Raw genomic sequence first — 18,765 nt, forward strand, 5'->3', positions numbered from 1 at the left:
GGTCTTGACGGTCCCAATGTCGCGTGCAACGTGCTTCGGCGATTAGCCTGAACGCCCATCGCGGTCGTCATTCTATGGCGGAGCAAGGAGCGAAGCGACGCGGCGGAGAACCATAGAATCCATTCCGTGACTTCGAAGCGCCGCCCAACGATGCAGAATTCTGCTCCGGTGCATCACGATTAAGGCCACGGAATGGCAACTGTGTTCATGCGAATGCGGTTATGTCGCGAATGATAGCGTTGAGGACGACCAGGAGCTCGACGGCGATGATGGCCAGTTTCTTGGACCCCGAGCGGGCAGCAAGCGCTGTGTAGAAGGTCTTGAAGCGCTCACAGGCTCTGATGGCGGTGAGGGCTGCCATGTAGAGGGCGCGGCGCACGCGTGATCGCCCGCCCTGGATCTGGCTCCTGCGGTTGAGCTTGCCGCTCTTGTTGTCGAACGGGGCAAGGCCGACGAGCGCGGCGATCGCCTTGGGTGAGCGCTGGCCGAGCTCGGGCAGGAGCGCCAGCAAAGAGAGCGCGCCGCCCTTGGAGGCACCGGGCACGGAGACCATCAGCGCATGGTCGCGGGCGGTGTCCTGGTTTTGACGAATGACTGCGGCAATCTGGCTCTCGAACGCCTTGATGCGCGTGTCGAGGTCGGCGATCAGGTCTTCAAGGCTGGTGATGACGATCTCCTCGAAGGCCTCGCTGAGTTGCTTCTTCAGCGTTGCCCGCATCCCGACCAGTTGATCGCGGTGGCCAGCAAGCGATTGAAGCTGCTCGACTTCTTCGCTCGGCGCCGGCTCGGCCTCAGGGTTATAGCGGCGGCCGTAGCCGCTCAGCATCCTGGCATCGAGAGGATCGGTCTTGGCGCGCCGTCGCGTCGACTTCGAATAGTGGTGGGTGTGCGCCGGGTTGTGCCGCGAGAATGGCACGCCGGCCTTGGCCAGCGCATGGCGCAGCAGCCGGTCATGCACGCCTGTCGCCTCCATGACGACGAAGTCCCGACTGGGATCAAGGCCCGCCACATAGGCCGCGATCGCATCGGCCTGGTTATCGATGCGCCGAAGACGACCGCTTGTCTCATCAAAAAAGTCGAGCCACTGCTTGGAGATGTCGCAGCCGACATAGTTCTGGGCTATCATGTCCACGCCTCTTCCTGTGGTGCGGGGTCTGCTTCGAACAGCCCCGTGCAACTGTTCAGGTTGATGGTTCACCGGTGGGAAGGGACCGGGCCATGCCACGGCCTGTCCGAAAGGACGACCAGGATCCACTCGGTCTCCTTCCCACCTCAACCATACACCGAAACCAACACACAGGATCCTCGGGTCTGCGCTCCGCTTCGCGTCGCTCCGCCCGTGGATGAAGAAGTTCGCGGGCTTCGGCCAATCCCGAGGCAAAGCCAGCGCTACTTCCCGGCCAAAATATCCCTGATCAGCCGCTGGCAGCGTTCGGCCATGAAGTCGAGCAGCAGCCGCACCTTCGGATCCTGCAGCTTCTTGTGCGGATAGACGGCCGCGAGCTGCACCGGCGTCGGCGGCGTCTTGGCCAGGATCACCTTTAGCCGCTGGTCGCGGATGAAGGGCTCGACCTCGAAGCGCGGCTTGTTGATGATGCCACGCCCCGACAGCGCCCAACCGGTCAGCACATCGCCGTCGTCGGTGTCGTAGGGACCGTGCACTTCGAATTTCTGCACGCCGTTCGGCGTCTGCAGCGCCCAGACGAATTCGCGCGTGCCGGCATAGCGCAGCATCAGGCAGTCATGCTTCTTGCCGACCAGTTCCTGCGGTTCGGCGGGCTCGCCGCGTGTTTCCAGGTATTTCGGCGCCGCCACCAGCACGCGCTCGCATTCCAAGACGCCGCGCATGCGCAGGCTGGAATCCTCGATGATTCCGAGTCGGAAGGCGACGTCGATGCCTTCCTTCATGATGTCGACATTGTGGTCGGAGAGCCTGAGCCGCACCTCGATATCGGGATATTTGTCATGGAAGTCGGGGATACCGGAGGCGATCAGCCGCCGGCCGAGACCGAGCGGCGCCATCACCCGGATCGTGCCGCGCGGCTGGCCGGAAAGTGCCGCGACCGCGGCTTCCGCCTCGGTGATCGCGTCCAGCACCTGCTTGGCGCCGGTATAGAACACCGTGCCGTGCTCGGTCGGCATCAACTGCCTTGTCGTGCGGTTGAACAATCGCACGCCAAGGTGCTTTTCCAGTTCCTTGATGCGGTTCGAGGCGACCGCCGGCGAAAGGCGCATGTCCCTGCCCGCCGCCGACAGATTGCCGAGCTCAACGACGCGGACGAAGACGGCGATGTTGTCGAGATAGGCCATGCGGCGGCTTCCGTGGCTTTCATGCGGCTGCGTGGGGCAACTCTAGTATTTTTTATTTTTTTTTGAAAGTCATCGCGCACCTCGCCTCTTTTCGTTTGCGCCGCAGCCCGTAAAGTCGCGTAATCGGCAGGGACGATCTCAATGATGGATTTCGCGATTTTCTGGGACTGGCTGAGCTTCGCCGTCCGCTGGCTGCATGTCATCACCGGCATCGCCTGGATCGGCTCGTCCTTCTATTTCGTCGCGCTCGATCTCGGCCTGCGCCAGCGTCCCGGCCTGCCTGCCGGCGCTTTCGGCGAAGAGTGGCAGGTGCATGGCGGCGGCTTCTACCACATCCAGAAATACCTGGTGGCGCCGGCCGAAATGCCGGAGCATTTGACCTGGTTCAAATGGGAATCCTACGCCACCTGGCTGTCGGGCTTCGCCATGCTGTGCGTGGTCTACTATGCCGGCGCCGATCTGTTCCTGATCGATCCCAACGTGCTCAACATCTCGGTGCCGGTCGGCATACTTTTGTCCCTGGCCACCATCGGCATCGGCTGGATCGTCTATGACCTGCTCTGCCGCTCGCCGCTCGGCAAAAGCGACACCGGGCTGATGCTGGTGCTCTATTGTGTGCTGGTGTTCATCGCCTGGGGGCTCACCCATCTCTTCACCGGCCGCGCCGCCTTTCTGCATCTGGGCGCCATCACCGCCACGATTATGTCGGCCAATGTCTTCATGGTCATCATCCCGAACCAGAAGATCGTCGTCGCCGACCTGATCGCTGGCCGCAAGCCGGACCCGAAATACGGCAAGATCGCCAAGCAGCGCTCGCTGCACAACAACTACCTGACCTTGCCGGTCCTGTTCCTGATGCTGTCGAACCACTACCCGCTGGCGTTTGGGACGCAGTTCAACTGGGTCATCGCCTCGCTGGTCTTCATCATCGGGGTGCTGATCCGGCATTACTTCAACACGGTGCACGCCAGGAAGGGCAATCCGACCTGGACCTGGCTGGGCGCGGCCGTGCTGTTCATAATCATCATCTGGCTGTCGACCGTGCCGAAAGTGCTGACCGGCGAGCCGAAAACCTCTGCCGCCTCCGTTGCCGCGCAGGTCTTTATCGCCTCGGCGCATTTCCCGGCGGTGCGCGACACCGTGCTCGGCCGCTGCTCCATGTGCCATTCCGAGGAGCCGGTGTATGAAGGCATCTACCATGCGCCTAAGGGCGTGCTGCTCGACACCGATGCTCGCATCGCCGAGCATGCCCGCGAGATTTATATTCAGGCCGGCCGGGCGCATGCCATGCCGCCCGCCAATGTCAGCCACATAACCGACCAGGAACGCGCCCTTCTCGTCGCCTGGTTCGAAGGCGCCGGAAAGTAAGCATGACCTCAAAGCTTCTACGCGGGCGCACGCTGTCCTTCCTGCGTTGGCCCGAAACGGTCGATGACCACTCCGCCTGGCGTTACGAGGAGGATGGCGCCCTGCTGATCGACGACGGCAAGATCATTGCCGCCGGTTCCTATGCCGACGTCCTGAAGAAGGCCGGCGCAGGCGTCGAGACGATCGACCATCGCCCGCATCTCATCCTGCCGGGCTTCCTCGATGCGCACGTCCATGTGCCGCAGATGCAGATCATCGCCTCCTACGGCGCCGAGCTGCTCGACTGGCTGAACAAATACACGTTTCCCGAAGAGTCGAAATTCCAGAACGCGCAGCACGGGCGCCGCATCGCGCGGCTCTTCCTCGACGAAATGCTGCGCCACGGCACGACGACAGTCGCCGCCTACTGCTCCGTGCACAGATCGTCAGCGGAAGCCTTCTTCGCCGAGTCGCACGAGCGCAACATGCTCAACATCGCCGGCAAGGTGATGATGGACCGCAACGCGCCGGACGGCGTGCTCGACACGCCGAAGACGAGTTACGATGACAGCAAGGCGCTGATCGCCGAATGGCACGGTAAGGGCCGCCAACTCTATGCCATCACCCCTCGCTTCGCGATCACGTCTACCCCCGAGCAGATGGAGATGGCCGGCGCGCTCTGCCGCGAATATCCCGACCTCCACATGCAGACGCATCTGTCGGAAAACCACGCCGAGATCGCCTTCACCCAGGAGCTCTACCCCTGGTCGCGCGACTACACCGACGTCTACGAGCATTACGGGCTGCTCAGTAAAAAGAGCCTGTTCGGCCACTGCATCCATCTGTCCGAGCGCGAGGCCGACGCGCTGTCGCAGTCGGGCTCCGTGGCGGTGTTCTGCCCGACCTCCAATCTCTTCCTCGGCTCCGGCCTGTTCGACTACCAGCGCTACCGCCGGCGCGAGGCACCGTTGCGCATCGCGGCCGCCACCGATGTCGGCGGCGGCACCAACTATTCGATGCTGCGCACCATGGACGAGGGCTACAAGGTGATCGCGCTGAACGGCGAGAAGCTGAACCCGTTCCAGTCCTTCTGGCAGCTGACACGCGGCAACGCCGAGGCGCTGTCGGTGGTGAACAAGGTCGGCACGCTGGATGAAGGCACCGACGCCGACATCGTCGTGCTCGACGCCCGTTCCACACCGGGCATGCGGCTCAGGATGGAGACGGTCGAGACGCTGGCCGAGGAACTCTTCCTGCTGCAAACGCTGGGCGACGACCGAGCAATGCGCGAGGTCTATGTGGCGGGGCGGCCGGCGAAGAGCGCGATTGTGGCATGAGCTTTGAGGCGCTCTTGGCTTGACCCGGCGTCAGTCATCGGCCAAAGCGTGCGTCGACGCTGACAGGGGAACGCCATGGCCACCGCCGACGACATCGCTCTGATCAAGAAACAGGAAGCCACGTTGGTCTTTCCGGCCTTCGATGAGGCCGTCGCCTTCAAGATCGGCTCCGCCATCAGGGACCGGGCTCTGAAGGAAGATCTCCCGATCATCGTCGACATCAGAACCTTCGACCGGCCGCTCTTCTATGCCGCCATGCCAGGCTCCAACGCCTCCAATCCCGATTGGGCGCGGCGCAAGATCAATGTCGTGAAGCGCTATTTGATTAGCACCTACCGTCTTGTCCTGGAGCAGCAGCGGCCCGACCGCACCTTCAAGGTCGGCGAGGGGCTGGATATCGCCGACTATGTGCTCGCCGGCGGTGGCTTCCCTGTCACGGTGAAGGGCGTCGGTGTCATCGCCGTCATCGCCGTTTCGGGCCTGCCCGAGCGCGAGGATCATGGCGTCGTCGTCGATGCGCTCTGCGCCCATCTCGGCATCGATGCAAGCAAGCTCGCGCTGCCGCCGGAAGAAAAATGATCGACCCGAAAACCTTTCTCATCTCGATCTTCAACGCCGCCGTCGCGGCCGCCGATCCGGAAAAGACGATCCGCAATCATTTGCCGGCGAAGCCGAAGGGCCGCACCATCGTGATCGGCGCCGGCAAGGGCTCGGCGCAGATGGCGGCGGCCTTCGAGAAAGTCTGGGACGGACCAATCAACGGCCTCGTCGTCACCCGTTACGGCTATGGCGCGAAATGCGAGCGCATCGAAATCATCGAGGCGGCGCACCCGGTGCCGGATGGCGCCGGCCTCGAAGCCTCGCGCCGGCTGCTGGAGAAGGTGCGGGCTCTGACCGCCGACGATCTGGTCGTGGCGCTGATTTCCGGCGGCGGCTCGGCCCTGCTGCCGTCACCCGCTCCCGGCCTGACGCTTGCCGACGAGATTGCCGTCAACGAGGCGTTGCTCGCCTCCGGTGCGCCGATCGCGGCGATGAACACCATCCGCAAGCATGTCTCGACCATCAAGGGCGGGCGCCTTGCCGCCGCGGCGCATCCGGCGCGCGTGGTGTCGCTGGTCGTCTCCGATATCCCCGGCGACAATCCGGCATTGGTCGCCTCGGGGCCGACCGTTCCCGACACTGGCAGCCGCGAGGACGCACTGGCTTCGATAGCCGCCTATGGCATGAAGCTGCCGGCCTCGGTGATGGCGCACATCAATTCGCCGGCCGCCGACGCGCCGCGTCCTAACGATTTGCGCTTTGCCGGCAACGAGGTGCACCTGACCGCCTCTGCCGGCGTGTCGCTGGAAGCCGCCGCCGCCGAAGCGAAGCGGCAAGGCATCGAAGCCGTGATTCTGTCGGACGCGATCGAGGGCGAGGCCCGCGAGGTCGGCGGCGTCCACGCCGCGATCGCCCGCGAAGTGGCGACACGCAACCGGCCGTTCGCCAAGCCCGTGCTGATCCTGTCCGGCGGCGAGACGACGGTGACGCTGCGGGCAAAAGGCAAGGGCGGCCGCAACTCCGAATTCCTGCTCGCCTTCGCCATCGGGATCGATGGCATCGATGGCATCCATGCTTTGGCCGCCGATACTGATGGCATCGACGGCTCCGAGAACAATGCAGGCGCCTTCGCCGACGGCTCCATAGTGTCGCGCATGCGCGCGGCAGGTATCGATGCCAAGGCAATGCTCGCCGGCAACAACGCCTGGACGGCATTCAATGCGGTTGGAGATTTGTTCGTGCCGGGTCCGACCGGGACGAATGTGAATGATCTGAGGGCCATTCTCGTCCGGTAGCGCAATAAGCGCTGACGTCGTCATTCCAGGGCGAAGCAGGAGCGAAGCTTTGAGACGCTGGCGGGACAGCGCCCCCTCTGTCCTGCCGGACATCTCCCCCACAAGGGGGGAGATCAGCCGTCGCCGCTGCTTTCGCCAATCTCCCACGTTGCGCCAATCTCCAGCGCCGCAGAAGTAAGCGAGAGTCCGAAACTGCCAATCTCCCCCCTTGTGGGGGAGATGTCCGGCAGGACAGAGGGGGGGCGTGAAGGAACGCTACAAATCTCACTTTGCGTTCCTTTCGTTTCAAGCCGCCATCAACCCCCTCACCTTCCGCATATCCCTTAAAAACCGCTCCCGCTCCGCTTCCTTGTCCGCCGGCTCGCGGATGCGGAGGATGAGGGATGGATGGATGGTGATGAACACCCGCAGGCCGTCGTCGCGTTCGATCACATTGCCACGCATCTTCAAGATCGGCACCGCCTTGCCGAGGAGCGCCTGTGCGGCGGTCGCGCCAAGCGCTACGGCAACGTGTGGCTTGATCAGGTCGAGCTCCTTGTCCAGCCACCAGCGACAGGCCTGGATCTCGCCGGCATTGGGCTTCGAATGGATGCGTCGCTTGCCCCGCGGCTCGAATTTGAAATGCTTGACCGCATTGGTCACATAGACCTTGCGGCGGTCGATCGCGGCGTCGTCCAATATGCTGTCGAACACCCTGCCCGCCGGCCCGACGAACGGCTTGCCGGCCAAGTCCTCCTGGTCGCCCGGCTGTTCGCCGACGAAGATCACCTCGGCATTCTCCGGTCCTTCACCGAACACCGTCTGCGTCGCATTGCGCCAGAGCGGGCAGCGGCGGCAGCCTTTTGCCGCCTCGCGCGCCGCGCCGATGGAGGTGGCATCGTCTCCTACGGTCGGCTCTGGCTCCAGCCCAGGGACACGCCTGGCCGGATGCTTCGCGTCACGCTGCAAGGCCGTTGTTGACGGTATTGTTGCCATCGTTCTGTCTCGCCCACTTCAAACTTGAAATGGGCGAGCATGGCGATGGTTCCGCTCACACCTCGTGCAGGTAGAGGTGATAATCCAATTCGCTGACGGTGCGCGCGACGCGCAGATACTCCGCCTGCTTGATCGCCACGAAGGTCCGGTGCAGGTCGGCGCCGAGTGCCGATTTCAGGAAATCCGAGGCGCGGGCCGCCTCGATCGCGGCGCGCCAGTCGGCCGGCATGGTCGATTTCCCGGTCGCCTGCTCGTAGCCGTTGCCGGTTGTCTCGGGACCTGGGTCCAGCTTCTCGTCGAGACCCTTGACGATGCCGGCCAGCACCGTCGCCGCCACCAGATAGGGGTTGGCGTCGACGCCCGACGGCCGATGCTCGATGCGGCGGTTCCTGGCGTCGCCCGCCGGCACGCGCAGCGCCACCGAGCGGTTGTTGACGCCCCATGTCGGCGCCACGGGCGCGTAGGATTGCGAGACGAAGCGGCGCCAGGAATTGGCGTGCGGCGCAAACACCAGCATCGATTCCGCCATGGTGTGGATCAACCCGCCAAGCGCGTTGAGCAGGATCGGCGACCATTTTTCGCCGGCGGCCTCGGTGAAGACGTTTTTGCCGGCGTCGTCCTGCAGCGAGACGTGGAAATGCATGCCCGAACCGGCATAGGCCTCGATGGGCTTGGCCATGAAACAGGCGGTGACGCCGTGCCGGCGCGCCTGGGCTCTCACCAGCCGCTTCAGCATGACGAGGTCGTCGGCTGCCCGCATCACGTCCTTGCGGTAGTTGAGCGTCAGCTCGTACTGGCCGGGAGCGTATTCGGAAATGACGGTCTCGGCCGGAATGCCTTGCGCCTTGGCCGCGGCGTAGATGTCGGAAAACAGCGGCTCCATGCCGTGCAGGTGGTCGACCGAATAGACTTCGGTCTTCGCAGAACGGCGGCCGTCGAGCACCGCGCGGGCGGGCTGCACCTTGCCGTCAGCGTCGCGGTCATTGGACAGCAGGAAAAACTCCAGCTCGAAGGCGCCGGCCGGATGCAGGCCGCGCGCCGCCAGCAGCTCCACCTGCCTTGCCAGCACCAGCCGCGGATCGGAGGTCATCGGCTGGCCGTCGAGATGGTGCATGGACATCAGAACCTGGCCGCGCGGCGGGTTGGTGCCGTGCAGCGGGACCAACGTGCCGGGGATCGGCCAGGCCCGCAGATCGCCGTCGCCGGTATCCCACACCAGCCCGGTCTCGTGCACGTCCTCGCCGGTGATGTCGAGGCCGAGGATCGAGATCGGCAGGTGCCTTCCGTTCTCGAAAATGCCCATCAGCTCGTGCCGGCGCACGATCTTGCCGCGGCCGATGCCGTTGGCGTCGGTGAGTACGATGTCGAACGCCTCGATCTCGGGATGCGCGTCGAGAAAGGCCTTTGCCTCGGCGGGCGTCGAGCCGGAAGGGGAGGTGGCAACGGCGTTCGGATTGTCCATCGCCGCTTTTCTCATGCCGTAAGCCTGGCCGCAACCGCGGCGAAGGCGGCGATCAGCCGGCTCACTTGCGCCGCTGTCGTCGCCGGCGAAATCAGCATCATGTTGTGGAACGGCGCGATCAGCACGCCGCGATTGACCAGCGCCACATGAACGGCGGCTTCCAGCTCCGGCGCATGCGCCTTCTCCGCCTCGCCACCATTCTTCAGCGGCCCGGGCGCGCAGATGAACTCCACGCGCGCGCCGACCCGCGCGACATGCCAGGGCAGCTTGTTTCGCTCAATGACGGCGGAGAGCCCCGCATCGAGCCGGCGCGCCAGCCGGTCCATATGGGCATAGGCTTCCTCGGTCATGACCCCTTCCAGCGTGGCGCGCATCGCCGCGAATTGCAGCGGATTGGCCGACAGCGTCGTGCCCATGCCGGAATAGCCTGGCTCCTTGGTGCGGTTATAAGCGCCGTAGCGGGTGGCGACCTCCTCGCTCATGCCCCAGATGCTCGCCGGGACGCCGCCCGCCACCGGCTTGCCGAGCACGAACAGGTCCGGCTCCAGACCGTGCTTGCGCGTGTAGCCGCCGGGACCGGTCGAAATCGTGTGCGTCTCATCGATCAAAAGCAGCGTGCCGGCCGATCGGGTCAAACGCCGCATCGCGTCGTGAAAGCCGGGTTGCGGCAGCACCATGCAGGAATTGGTCAGAACCGGCTCGGTGATGACGCAGGCAACGTCGCGGTCGGCCAGAGCGGCCTCGAGGGCGGCGACATCGTTGAACTCGACGATCTTGGTCGCCCGCGTGAGATCGCGAAACTCGCCGGCCAGCCCCGGCCGGTTCACCGGCCTGCCGTCGATCAGCCGCACCATCGTCTCGTCGACCGAGCCGTGGTAGCAGCCGTTGAAGACCAGGATCTTTTCGCGGCCCGTCACGGCGCGGGCGACGCGCAGCGCGAAGCGGTTGGCGTCGGTGGCGGTGGTGGCGATCTGCCAATAGGGCAGCCCAAAGCGCTGCTGCAACAGCGTGCCGATCGCCAACGCATCCTCGCTGGGCAGCATGTAGGTCAGGCCCCGCGCCGCCTGCCTGCGGATGGCGCGCGCGACGGCCGGCGGCGAATGGCCGAGCATCGAGCCGGTGTCGCCCAAGCAGAAATCGTCGAGCTTGTTGCCGTCGATGTCGGTGATGGTGGCGCCTTTGGCGCCGTCGACCAGGATCGGAAACGGTGTCGGCCAGTCGGTCATCCAGTGCATCGGCACGCCGCCGAGGAAGCCGGCAATGCCGTTGCCAAGCTTCGCCTCGGAGTTCGGCCGCGCCTTGCGGAAGGCCGCCGCCTCCGCTTCGCGCAATTCGGCGATGCGGGCGACGTCGATGCCGCCGATGGAATTCCTGGAACTGTCCGATGCCTGCATGAAAACCCCTGTGTTTCGCGCGGCACTCTGCCCATGGCTTGGCAAAACTGCAATTGGCCGGGGCGGGGCGGACGTTGGATCAGGCAGTAGGGGAGTAGGGGAGTAGGGGAGTAGGGGAGTAGGGGAGTAGGGGAGTAGGGGAGTAGGGGAGTAGGGGAGTAGGGGAGTAGGGGAGTAGGGGAGTAGGGGAGTAGGGGAGTAGGGGCCTTATTCCCCTATTCCCCTATGCAGTGATATCGATGACGCCGCAATCGCCGGCAGCGCTTCCGAACACGATGCGGCGCTCTTCCTTATCCCACATCATCGCGGTGATGGCGCCCTTGCCGGGGCGGCGCAGCAGCACTTCCTTGGCATCGGCGAAGCGGGCCGCGATCACCATGCCGTCCTCATAGCCGATGGCCACGACGTCCTGGCTGGGATGGCAGGCGACGCAGGTCACCATCGTGTTGCCGCGCGTGCCGAGCTCCAGCGGCGCCTTGCCCATGGGTCCGTCTTTACTGGCGAACGGCCACACAATCGCAGCCGGCGCGCCCGAGCTCGCCAGCCATTTGCCCTTCACGCTCCAGGACAGGCTCTTCACCTTGCTGGGATAGCCGCTCATGCGCATGTGCTTGCCGTCGGCCAGCTTCCAGCCATGCAGCGCGTTTTCCTGCATGGTGGTGACCAGGAACGCCCCATCCGGCGAGAAAGTGATGCCGGTATGGGCGCCGGCCCATTCGAGCTCGACGGGCTTGCCCTCGGCGGCAGGGAAATGCAGCGTCGCGCCATTGTAACGGGCGACGCCGAACCGAATGCCCTTGGGCGAGAAGGCGAGCCCCTCCACCGAGCGCGGATGGGCGAATTCCTTGATCTTGCCGTCGGCGAACCGCACGAAGGCGGTTTTGCCGGAGGCATAGGCGATCGCCCCCTGCGGTCCGGCAGTGACGCTGGTCACCCATTTCCTCCCGGCGCTGGCCAACTCGCTCACCGCGCCGCCGGCCTTGACGGCAAACACCTTGCCGTCCTCACCACCGGTGATCAGCCGGCCGTTGGCCGCGTCATGAAAGGCGGCAAGCAGGCCGTCATTGGCCTGCACCGTCTTTTGCCCGTTGTCCAGGCGATGGACCGCGCCATCGGCCAAAGCGAAATGCGGCACGTCGTCGAGGAAGACGGCGGCGACGCAATGGCCTTCGAGATCAAGTGGGGCGACTGTAGGCATTGTAGAAGGTCCATCCGGAATAACGTCGGCACCGCTGGGTGCGACCTTGCCTTCTCCCCTTGTGGGAGAAGGTGGATCGGCGCGCAGCGCCGAGACGGTTGAGGGGTGGGTGACGGATTGCCGTCCTTGCCAAGCTGGAGCACCCCTCATCCGACCTCGCTTCGCGAGGCCACCTTCTCCCACAAGGGGAGAAGGAAAGAAGGGGGCAGCGCTAGCGTCTGAAGGTCAGGAAATCAAGCCGCCTGGCAGGCTTCAAAACTCTTGCGCAGTCGCTCGGCGTCGAGATCCCGGCCGATGAAGACCAGGCGGCTCTCGTGCTTTTCGCCGTCCTTCCAGGCGCGCTGGTGATCACCTTCGAGGATCATATGCACGCCCTGCAGCACATAGCGGTCCTCGTCGCCCCTGAGCGCGATGATGCCCTTCAGCCGCAGGATGTTCGGCCCTTCCATCTGGGTCACCTTCTCGATCCAGGGGAAGAACTTCTTCGGGTCCATCTCGCCGCCGCGCAGCGACACCGACTTCACCGTCACGTCGTGGATGTCGGAAGCATGGTGGTGATGATGGTCGTGCCCGTCATGATCATGATGGTGGTCGTGATCATGGTCATGGTCATGATCGAGGTCGTGCGCCTCGAGGAAATGCGGATCGTTCTCCAGCGCCCGCGACAGGTCGAAGGCGCCGCGGTCGAGCACTTCCTCGAGCGCCACGCCGGACCGCTGCGTGCGATGGATTTTTGCCGCCGGGTTGATGGCGCGAACCGTCGCCTCGACCTTTTCGAGCTCTTCCGGTGTGACGAGATCGGTCTTGTTCAGCACCACGACGTCGGCGAAGGCGATCTGGTCCTCGGCTTCCTTGGAATCCTTGAGCCGCAGCGGCAAATGCTTGGCGTCGACCAGCGCCACCACCGCGTCGAGCTTGGTCTTGGTGCGCACGTCGTCATCCATGAAGAAGGTCTGCGCCACCGGCACTGGGTCCGCGAGACCCGTGGTCTCGACGACGATGGCGTCGAAGCGGCCCGGACGGCGCATCAGGCCCTCGACGACACGGATCAGGTCGCCGCGCACCGTGCAGCACACGCAGCCATTGTTCATCTCGTAGATTTCCTCGTCGGATTCGACGATCAGGTCGTTGTCGATGCCGATCTCGCCGAACTCGTTGACGATGACGGCGTAACGCTTGCCGTGGTTCTCCGACAGGATGCGGTTGAGCAGCGTCGTCTTGCCCGCGCCGAGATAGCCGGTGAGAACGGTTACGGGGATTTGCGTCTGTGCATCGCTCATGGCTTGCCTCGAAAATCTTGGATTTGTCGGCCTCATATAGGATGGCGCGGCGGCTTTTGCACGTCGCAAACCGCTGGGCCAGCTGACAGCCCTTTTTGGTGTCCGCCGAGGCGGAAAATTCTCGCCAAAGCGCGGCGCCGACGGAGCTGCTTGTCAGGTTCCGGTTGGCTCGATGCCGCGCTGCTGTGAATCTCGCCGGTCCAAAAGTCGTTTGTCATCTAACTGAAATAAACATCTGGCATCACCTGCGCGGGCACCGCAATGCTTGCCGGCAAAGCTTTCTGCAAGCCGGACTCTTTAAATCGTCATTTGCCAGCCGCCGCGCAGCCTCTATGCTGTCCGGGCCGGTTCGGCCGAAGAGGGAATGACCATGGCCAAGGCGGACAAGACAGCGACAATGAGCCGGCTGCATTCGGCGGCGCGGCTGGCGCGAACGGCGCTCGCGGCGCGGCTTCTGGCGCACGGCTTCTACGCGGGCCAGGATCAGATCATGCTGGCGCTCGATCGCGAGGACGGCCAGACCCCCGGCAACCTCGCCGGCCGGCTGGGCGTGCGCCCGCCGACTATCACCAAAACCATCAACCGGCTGCAGGCGCAGGGTTTCCTGGAAAAGCGCGCCTCCTCGGCCGATGCCCGCCAGGCGCATATCTTCCTCACCGAGTCCGGCCGCGAAACCATCCGCGCCATCGAAAAGTCGGTCAAGAAGACCGAAAAGCAGGCGCTGAAGGGCCTCGACAAAAAGGACCAGAAGGCGCTGTTCAAGCTGCTGGCCCGCATCGAGGCCAATCTGTCGAACGAAGACCTGGTCCTCATCGACGACGACGCGGAATTGGACGAAGCGTGACAAAGCGCGACGCGCAGCGTCGTCGCTCCACGCACCGGCTTAGCATTGTAGGCGCGACGCGCAGCGTCGTGGCCTAAAGCGCACTCAAAACTCGGCGGCTTAGCGGAAAGGGCGACGCGGCGCGTCGCGCTTACCCCGCACCAGCGTCGCCCAGCGCCCCGGCGTAACCCCGAACGCCTTCTTGAAATGCCGGTTGAAATGGCTCTGATCGCTGAACCCGGCGCCGGCGGCGATCTCCGCCAATGACTGCCCTTCGGCGATCATGCGCCGTGCCCTTTGCAGCCGGCGCATCAACAGGAAGCGGTGCGGACTGGTCGAGTAGGTCGCGCGGAAATGCCGCGACAGCGCATAACGATCGAGGCCGGTGACAGCTTCCAACTCATCCGAGCGCACCGGCCGCTCGGCATTCTCTTCCAGATAGTCGCGGGCGAGCGCTGCGGCGCGCCATGCGGTCTTGCCCGCTGATTTTGCCGGATGTCCGGCGTGGCGCCTCAATTGTTGCGCCAGCTGCGCAACGAAATCCGCCACGAACAGATCGCCGAGCTCTTCGTTCAGCGGCGTCAGCGCCGAGAGCAGCGTGTCGCGCAAGCCAGCGTCGCTGACCACGGCGTCGCGGACGAAAGGCAGCGGCTCGCCGCCGAGGCAATCGAGCAGCAGGGACGGCTCCAGGTAAAGGATCCTGTAGCGCAGCCCATCCTCGGTGCCGGCGCCGCCATCGTGCAATTCGTCTGGATGCAGCACGATCACCTGGCCGGGCAGGCTGTGTTGCAGCGCGCCGCGATAATGGAAGCGCTGCACGCCGTTGAGCGTCACGCCGATGGCGTAGGTGTCGTGCCGGTGCAGGTCGAAGGCGTTGCCATGGAAATGCGCTTCGATGCGCTCCAGGCCAAGGCCGCCCGGCGCCGCAACGATGCGGTCCCCGCCCCCATCCGCGCACGAACGTTCAAGACCTTCCAGCGTTTCGCCGCTTAGACCCAGCGCCATCGCCTCATCCATGCCCGTCACGGGCCATCCCTGGAGTCTCCATCTTGGTATTCGATTCGAAAATTGCAATTGTTCTGCGCGACGATCTGCCTGTGTGGCAGAAGCTCAACGTCACGGCGTTCCTGACCAGCGGTATCGTGGCACAGTTCCCCGAGATCATCGGCGAGGCCTATCGCGACCGCGCCGGAAACACCTACAACCCCATGTCGATCCAGCCGGTCATCGTCCTGTCGGCCGATGGGGCGACGCTGGGCGCGATCCATCGCCGGTCATTGGAGCGGGGCGCCACGACATCCGCTTATATCGAGGAGATGTTCGCGACCGGCCACGACATCGCCAACCGCGCCGTCTTCGCCGAATTCGCTCCGGACGACGCCAAGATCGTCGGCATCGCGCTGCGCGCCGAAAAGAAGCTGGTCGACAAGATCACCAAGGGCGCCCGCATGCATGGCTGAACCAGGTCGAGCCTGTCGGCCCCCGACGGCAGCGGACTAAGCCTGCAGCGGTCGCTTATTGGGCCAGTCGCTTTTGGCTTGCCGGCCAGCGACGATTGCCGCAGAAGGGTGACGGTATCTTCCCTCCGGCCCGACCTTGACCATTTCCAAAACCAGCGATGACAGCGCAACGCCGCCCGCGGCGATGCTTTTGATGCTTTGCGTCTATGTCTGCTTCACCTTTCTCGATACCTCGAGTAAATATCTGGTGCTGGCCGGCGTCTCGGCGCTGATCGTCGCCTGGGCTCGTTTCACCGTCCACGTCTTGCTCGTCGGCGTCTTCCTGCGCGGCTGGCGCGAGCCGGTGCGCTTTCGCGCCAAGAACCTGCCGGCGCATATCTTGCGCGGCTGCCTGCTCTTCGGCTCGACCATGTTCAACATCCTGGCGCTGAAGACGCTGCAGCTGGCCGAGACCACCTCAATCTATTTCTTCGGCCCGATGGTGATCACCGCGCTTGCCGGTCCGCTGCTCGGCGAATGGGCCGGCTGGCGGCGCTGGCTGGCGATCCTCACCGGCTTTATCGGCGTGCTCGTCATCACCCGGCCCGGCGTGGGCGTGTTCGGCATCGGCCATCTCTTCGCGCTGGGCTCGATGCTGTCGAACAGTTTTTATGTCATCATGACCCGGCGCATGTCGTCGACCGAGACGTCCGAGAGCCTGATTCTGTTCTCGGCCTTGGCGCCGGCGGTGCTGCTCTTGCCCACACTGCCCTTCTCGCATGCGCTGCCGCAGGACCGCTGGCACTGGATCATTCTTTTGATGCTGGGCGTTTTCGGCGCCGGTGGCCACTATCTGCTGGTGCAGGCGTATCGCCTCGCCACCACGACGGCACTTGCGCCTTACCCCTATTCGCAAATGGTGTGGATGATCATTTCCGGCTGGGTGATCTTCCACCAGTTCCCGGATCGCTGGACGCTGCTGGGCGCGGCCATCATCGTTGCCAGCGGTCTTTACATCATCCACCGCGAGCACCGGCTGCGCCTGCGCAACCTCGCGACTGTGGATACAGAAGCCGAGACTCTGGCGAAAAAACTTTGAATTGCTCCTGATCGATGGCATAAGGCCGCATTTAAAAAATTTAAAGACGTGGTTGCGAAGACCCTAGAGTCGGATGATTTCAGGTCTAACCTGAAATCTGAATCCGACTCTAGAATCAAAAAGATAGAGCATGATGTCGTCCGAAAACCGCTGAACACTTTTCGGCATCATGCTCTGGGGAGCGAAGGGCACTGGCACAGAAGATCAAGCTTTCGACGATCGCGGATGCGCTCGGCGTTTCCACGGCAACGGTGTCCCTGGCGCTGCGCGACAGCCCGCTGGTGGCGGGCGCAACGCGCGAGCGCATCAAGGAACACGCCCGCGCCATCGGCTATATCTACAACCGCCGCGCCGCCTCGCTGCGCACCTCGCGCTCCGGCATCGTCGGCGTCGTCGTGCACGACATCATGAACCCGTTCTTCGCCGAGATCCTGCGCTCGATCGAAAGCGAGCTCGACCGCAGCCGCCAGACCTTCATTCTCTCCAACCACTACGATCAGCTCGAAAAGCAGCGCACCTTCATCGACACGCTGCTGCAGCTCGGCGCAGACGGCGTGATCATGTCGCCGGCCATCGGCACGCCGGCCGAGGACATCATCATGGCCGAGGAAAACGGCCTGCCGGCGGTGCTGATCGCGCGCACCGTCGCCGGCGCCGACGTGCCGGTGTTCCGCGGCGACGACGCCTATGGCACCGCGCTTGCCACCAATCACCTGATCTCGCTCGGCCACAAGCGCATCGCCATGATCGGCGGCACCGACCAGACCTCGACCGGCCGCGACCGTTACCAGGGCTATGTCAACGCCATGGAAGCGGCCGGGCTGGAAGTCAGGCCGTCCTGGCGCATTCCCGGGCCACGCACCAAGCAGGCGGGCTTCGAGGCCGCGGGACAGTTTCTGGCGCTGAAGGACAAGCCGACCGCGGCCTGCTGCTGGAATGATCTGGTCGCGATCGGGCTGATGAACGGCATCGCGCGCGCCGGCCTCGTGCCGGGCGTCGATATTTCGGTCACCGGCTATGACGATCTCGAGGAAGCGGCGATCGCGACGCCGGCGCTGACCACAGTATGGAACGGCCAGCGCGAGGTCGGCCGCCGCGCTGCCAGCGCCCTGCTCGACAAATTGAACGGGCAGGCGGTGCGGCCCTCGCAGGAATTGATCAAGCCGGAACTGCATGTGCGGCAGTCGACCGGCAAGCCGGTGGAGCGTGCATGACCAAGGCTGGGGAAGCGTTGCCGGTCGCCATTCTGGTGCCGGGCAATTTCAACGACCATGCCATCGGCAGGATCGACAAGGCATTCAGGCGTGTACGGATCGAGCGCGCCGATCCTGCGCTGGTAACGGACGAGATGCGCAAGACCGTGCGCGGCATCGCTTCCTTCGGGGGCATCGACGCCGCGATGATCGACGCCCTGCCCAATCTCGAAATCATCGCCAATTTCGGCGTCGGCTATGATTCGGTCGATGCCCGCCACGCAGCGACGCGCGGCGTCATGGTCACCAACACGCCCGACGTGCTGACCGAAGAGGTCGCCGACACCACGATCGGCCTGCTGATCAACACCGTGCGGGAGCTCTATGCCGCCGAGAAATATCTGCGCGACGGCGACTGGGTAAAGCACGGCAACTATCGTTTGAGCCGGCTTACCTTGCGCGGCCGCCATGTCGGCATTTTCGGCATGGGCCGCATCGGTCTTGCGGTCGCCCGTCGCGTTGAAGCCTTCGGCCTGCCGATCGCCTACCACAACCGTCGCAAGGTCGAAGGCTTGACCTACGAATATCATGCGACGTTGAAAGGCCTTGCCGAAGCTGTCGATACGCTGATCTGCATTGCTCCCGGCGGCGCCGCCACCGAGAAGGCGATCAGCGCGGAGGTCCTGTCGGCGCTGGGCTCGAATGGCGTCCTGGTCAACATCGGCCGTGGCTCGACAGTGGACGAGGCAGCATTGGCGTTTGCCCTCAAGAACGGCACCATCGCCGCCGCCGGGCTCGACGTCTTTGCCGACGAGCCGAACGTGCCGGAGGCGCTGCTTGAAGCTTCCAACACTTCGCTTCTGCCGCATGTTGGCTCCGCCTCGCAGCACACCCGCCGCGCCATGGCGGATCTCTGCGTCGACAACCTCGTCACCTGGTTCACCGAGCGCCGGCCGCTGACGCCGGTTCCGGAGACTGTCAACGTCAAGGCGCGGACTTAGCATCTTCGCCGCATTCATTAATGCTTTTGCCGTGCTTTAACGCCCGCTTAACCCTTCGAAATCATTTTCCAC

At 64.2% G+C, this 18,765-nt stretch carries 17 protein-coding genes; 9 read left to right on the forward strand and 8 right to left on the reverse strand.

The window, feature by feature from the left end; genetic code table 11:
* Positions 1 to 205 precede the first annotated feature (205 nt).
* Together EN869_RS12000 and EN869_RS12005 are read right to left on the reverse strand one after the other, a co-directional pair.
* Positions 206 to 1,225: an IS110 family transposase gene (locus EN869_RS12000; RefSeq protein ID WP_127226569.1), complete on the reverse strand. Its 1,020-nt coding sequence runs from the start codon at positions 1,223 to 1,225 to the stop codon at positions 206 to 208.
* A 164-nt stretch (positions 1,226 to 1,389) separates the two neighbouring features.
* Positions 1,390 to 2,310 carry a LysR family transcriptional regulator gene (locus tag EN869_RS12005; RefSeq protein WP_127226568.1) on the reverse strand — a complete coding sequence of 307 codons (921 nt, stop codon included), beginning with the start codon at positions 2,308 to 2,310 and terminating at the stop codon, positions 1,390 to 1,392.
* Between the two features lie 141 nt (positions 2,311 to 2,451).
* On the opposite strand from EN869_RS12005, the gene EN869_RS12010 reads away from it, so the two are divergent.
* From EN869_RS12010 to EN869_RS12025, 4 genes are all read left to right on the forward strand, one after another.
* Entirely contained in the window at positions 2,452 to 3,678 is a 1,227-nt protein-coding gene (locus tag EN869_RS12010; RefSeq protein ID WP_127226567.1) for a urate hydroxylase PuuD, read from the forward strand.
* 2 nt (positions 3,679 to 3,680) lie between these two features.
* Positions 3,681 to 4,994 (forward strand): guanine deaminase, encoded by a 1,314-nt coding sequence (gene guaD / locus EN869_RS12015; protein WP_127226566.1) that lies wholly within the window; start codon positions 3,681 to 3,683, stop codon positions 4,992 to 4,994.
* A 75-nt stretch (positions 4,995 to 5,069) separates the two neighbouring features.
* Positions 5,070 to 5,573 (forward strand): heme-degrading domain-containing protein, encoded by a 504-nt coding sequence (locus tag EN869_RS12020; protein WP_127226565.1) that lies wholly within the window; start codon positions 5,070 to 5,072, stop codon positions 5,571 to 5,573.
* On the forward strand, positions 5,570 to 6,829 hold the full coding sequence (locus EN869_RS12025; RefSeq protein WP_127226564.1) for a glycerate kinase: 1,260 nt from the start codon (positions 5,570 to 5,572) through the stop codon (positions 6,827 to 6,829). Before EN869_RS12020 ends, EN869_RS12025 begins: the two co-directional genes overlap by 4 nt.
* A gap of 285 nt (positions 6,830 to 7,114) precedes the next feature.
* Here the strand turns inward: EN869_RS12025 and EN869_RS12035 are convergent, their stop codons facing one another.
* The 5 genes from EN869_RS12035 to EN869_RS12055 form a co-directional block, all read right to left on the reverse strand.
* Entirely contained in the window at positions 7,115 to 7,804 is a 690-nt protein-coding gene (locus tag EN869_RS12035) for a UdgX family uracil-DNA binding protein (RefSeq protein ID WP_127226563.1), read from the reverse strand.
* A gap of 55 nt (positions 7,805 to 7,859) precedes the next feature.
* On the reverse strand, positions 7,860 to 9,266 hold the full coding sequence (locus tag EN869_RS12040; RefSeq protein WP_127226887.1) for a glutamine synthetase family protein: 1,407 nt from the start codon (positions 9,264 to 9,266) through the stop codon (positions 7,860 to 7,862).
* An 11-nt stretch (positions 9,267 to 9,277) separates the two neighbouring features.
* On the reverse strand, positions 9,278 to 10,660 hold the full coding sequence (locus EN869_RS12045) for an aspartate aminotransferase family protein (protein WP_127226886.1): 1,383 nt from the start codon (positions 10,658 to 10,660) through the stop codon (positions 9,278 to 9,280).
* A gap of 223 nt (positions 10,661 to 10,883) precedes the next feature.
* Positions 10,884 to 11,858 carry a WD40 repeat domain-containing protein gene (locus EN869_RS12050; RefSeq protein WP_127229714.1) on the reverse strand — a complete coding sequence of 325 codons (975 nt, stop codon included), beginning with the start codon at positions 11,856 to 11,858 and terminating at the stop codon, positions 10,884 to 10,886.
* Between the two features lie 233 nt (positions 11,859 to 12,091).
* Positions 12,092 to 13,138, reverse strand: coding sequence for a GTP-binding protein (locus tag EN869_RS12055; RefSeq protein ID WP_127229715.1), 1,047 nt, complete (start codon positions 13,136 to 13,138; stop codon positions 12,092 to 12,094).
* Between the two features lie 370 nt (positions 13,139 to 13,508).
* On the opposite strand from EN869_RS12055, the gene EN869_RS12060 reads away from it, so the two are divergent.
* Entirely contained in the window at positions 13,509 to 13,982 is a 474-nt protein-coding gene (locus EN869_RS12060; RefSeq protein WP_112097283.1) for a MarR family transcriptional regulator, read from the forward strand.
* Positions 13,983 to 14,081: 99 nt separating this feature from the next.
* On the opposite strand, the gene EN869_RS12065 is transcribed toward EN869_RS12060, so the two are convergent.
* A complete protein-coding gene (locus EN869_RS12065; protein ID WP_127229807.1) occupies positions 14,082 to 14,966 on the reverse strand; it encodes an AraC family transcriptional regulator in 885 nt (294 codons plus the stop codon).
* Positions 14,967 to 15,010: 44 nt separating this feature from the next.
* On the opposite strand from EN869_RS12065, the gene EN869_RS12070 reads away from it, so the two are divergent.
* From EN869_RS12070 to EN869_RS12085, 4 genes are all read left to right on the forward strand, one after another.
* Positions 15,011 to 15,421, forward strand: a complete 411-nt coding sequence (locus tag EN869_RS12070) for a DUF2000 family protein (RefSeq protein WP_127229716.1) — start codon at positions 15,011 to 15,013, stop codon at positions 15,419 to 15,421.
* A 193-nt stretch (positions 15,422 to 15,614) separates the two neighbouring features.
* Positions 15,615 to 16,499, forward strand: a complete 885-nt coding sequence (locus tag EN869_RS12075; protein WP_127229808.1) for a DMT family transporter — start codon at positions 15,615 to 15,617, stop codon at positions 16,497 to 16,499.
* Between the two features lie 191 nt (positions 16,500 to 16,690).
* Positions 16,691 to 17,713, forward strand: a complete 1,023-nt coding sequence (locus EN869_RS12080) for a LacI family DNA-binding transcriptional regulator (protein ID WP_127229717.1) — start codon at positions 16,691 to 16,693, stop codon at positions 17,711 to 17,713.
* Positions 17,710 to 18,693, forward strand: coding sequence for a 2-hydroxyacid dehydrogenase (locus EN869_RS12085; RefSeq protein ID WP_127229718.1), 984 nt, complete (start codon positions 17,710 to 17,712; stop codon positions 18,691 to 18,693). Before EN869_RS12080 ends, EN869_RS12085 begins: the two co-directional genes overlap by 4 nt.
* Positions 18,694 to 18,765 lie beyond the last annotated feature (72 nt).

The sequence above is a fragment of the Mesorhizobium sp. M2D.F.Ca.ET.226.01.1.1 genome (genome assembly GCF_004022705.2).
Lineage (GTDB): Bacteria > Pseudomonadota > Alphaproteobacteria > Rhizobiales > Rhizobiaceae > Mesorhizobium.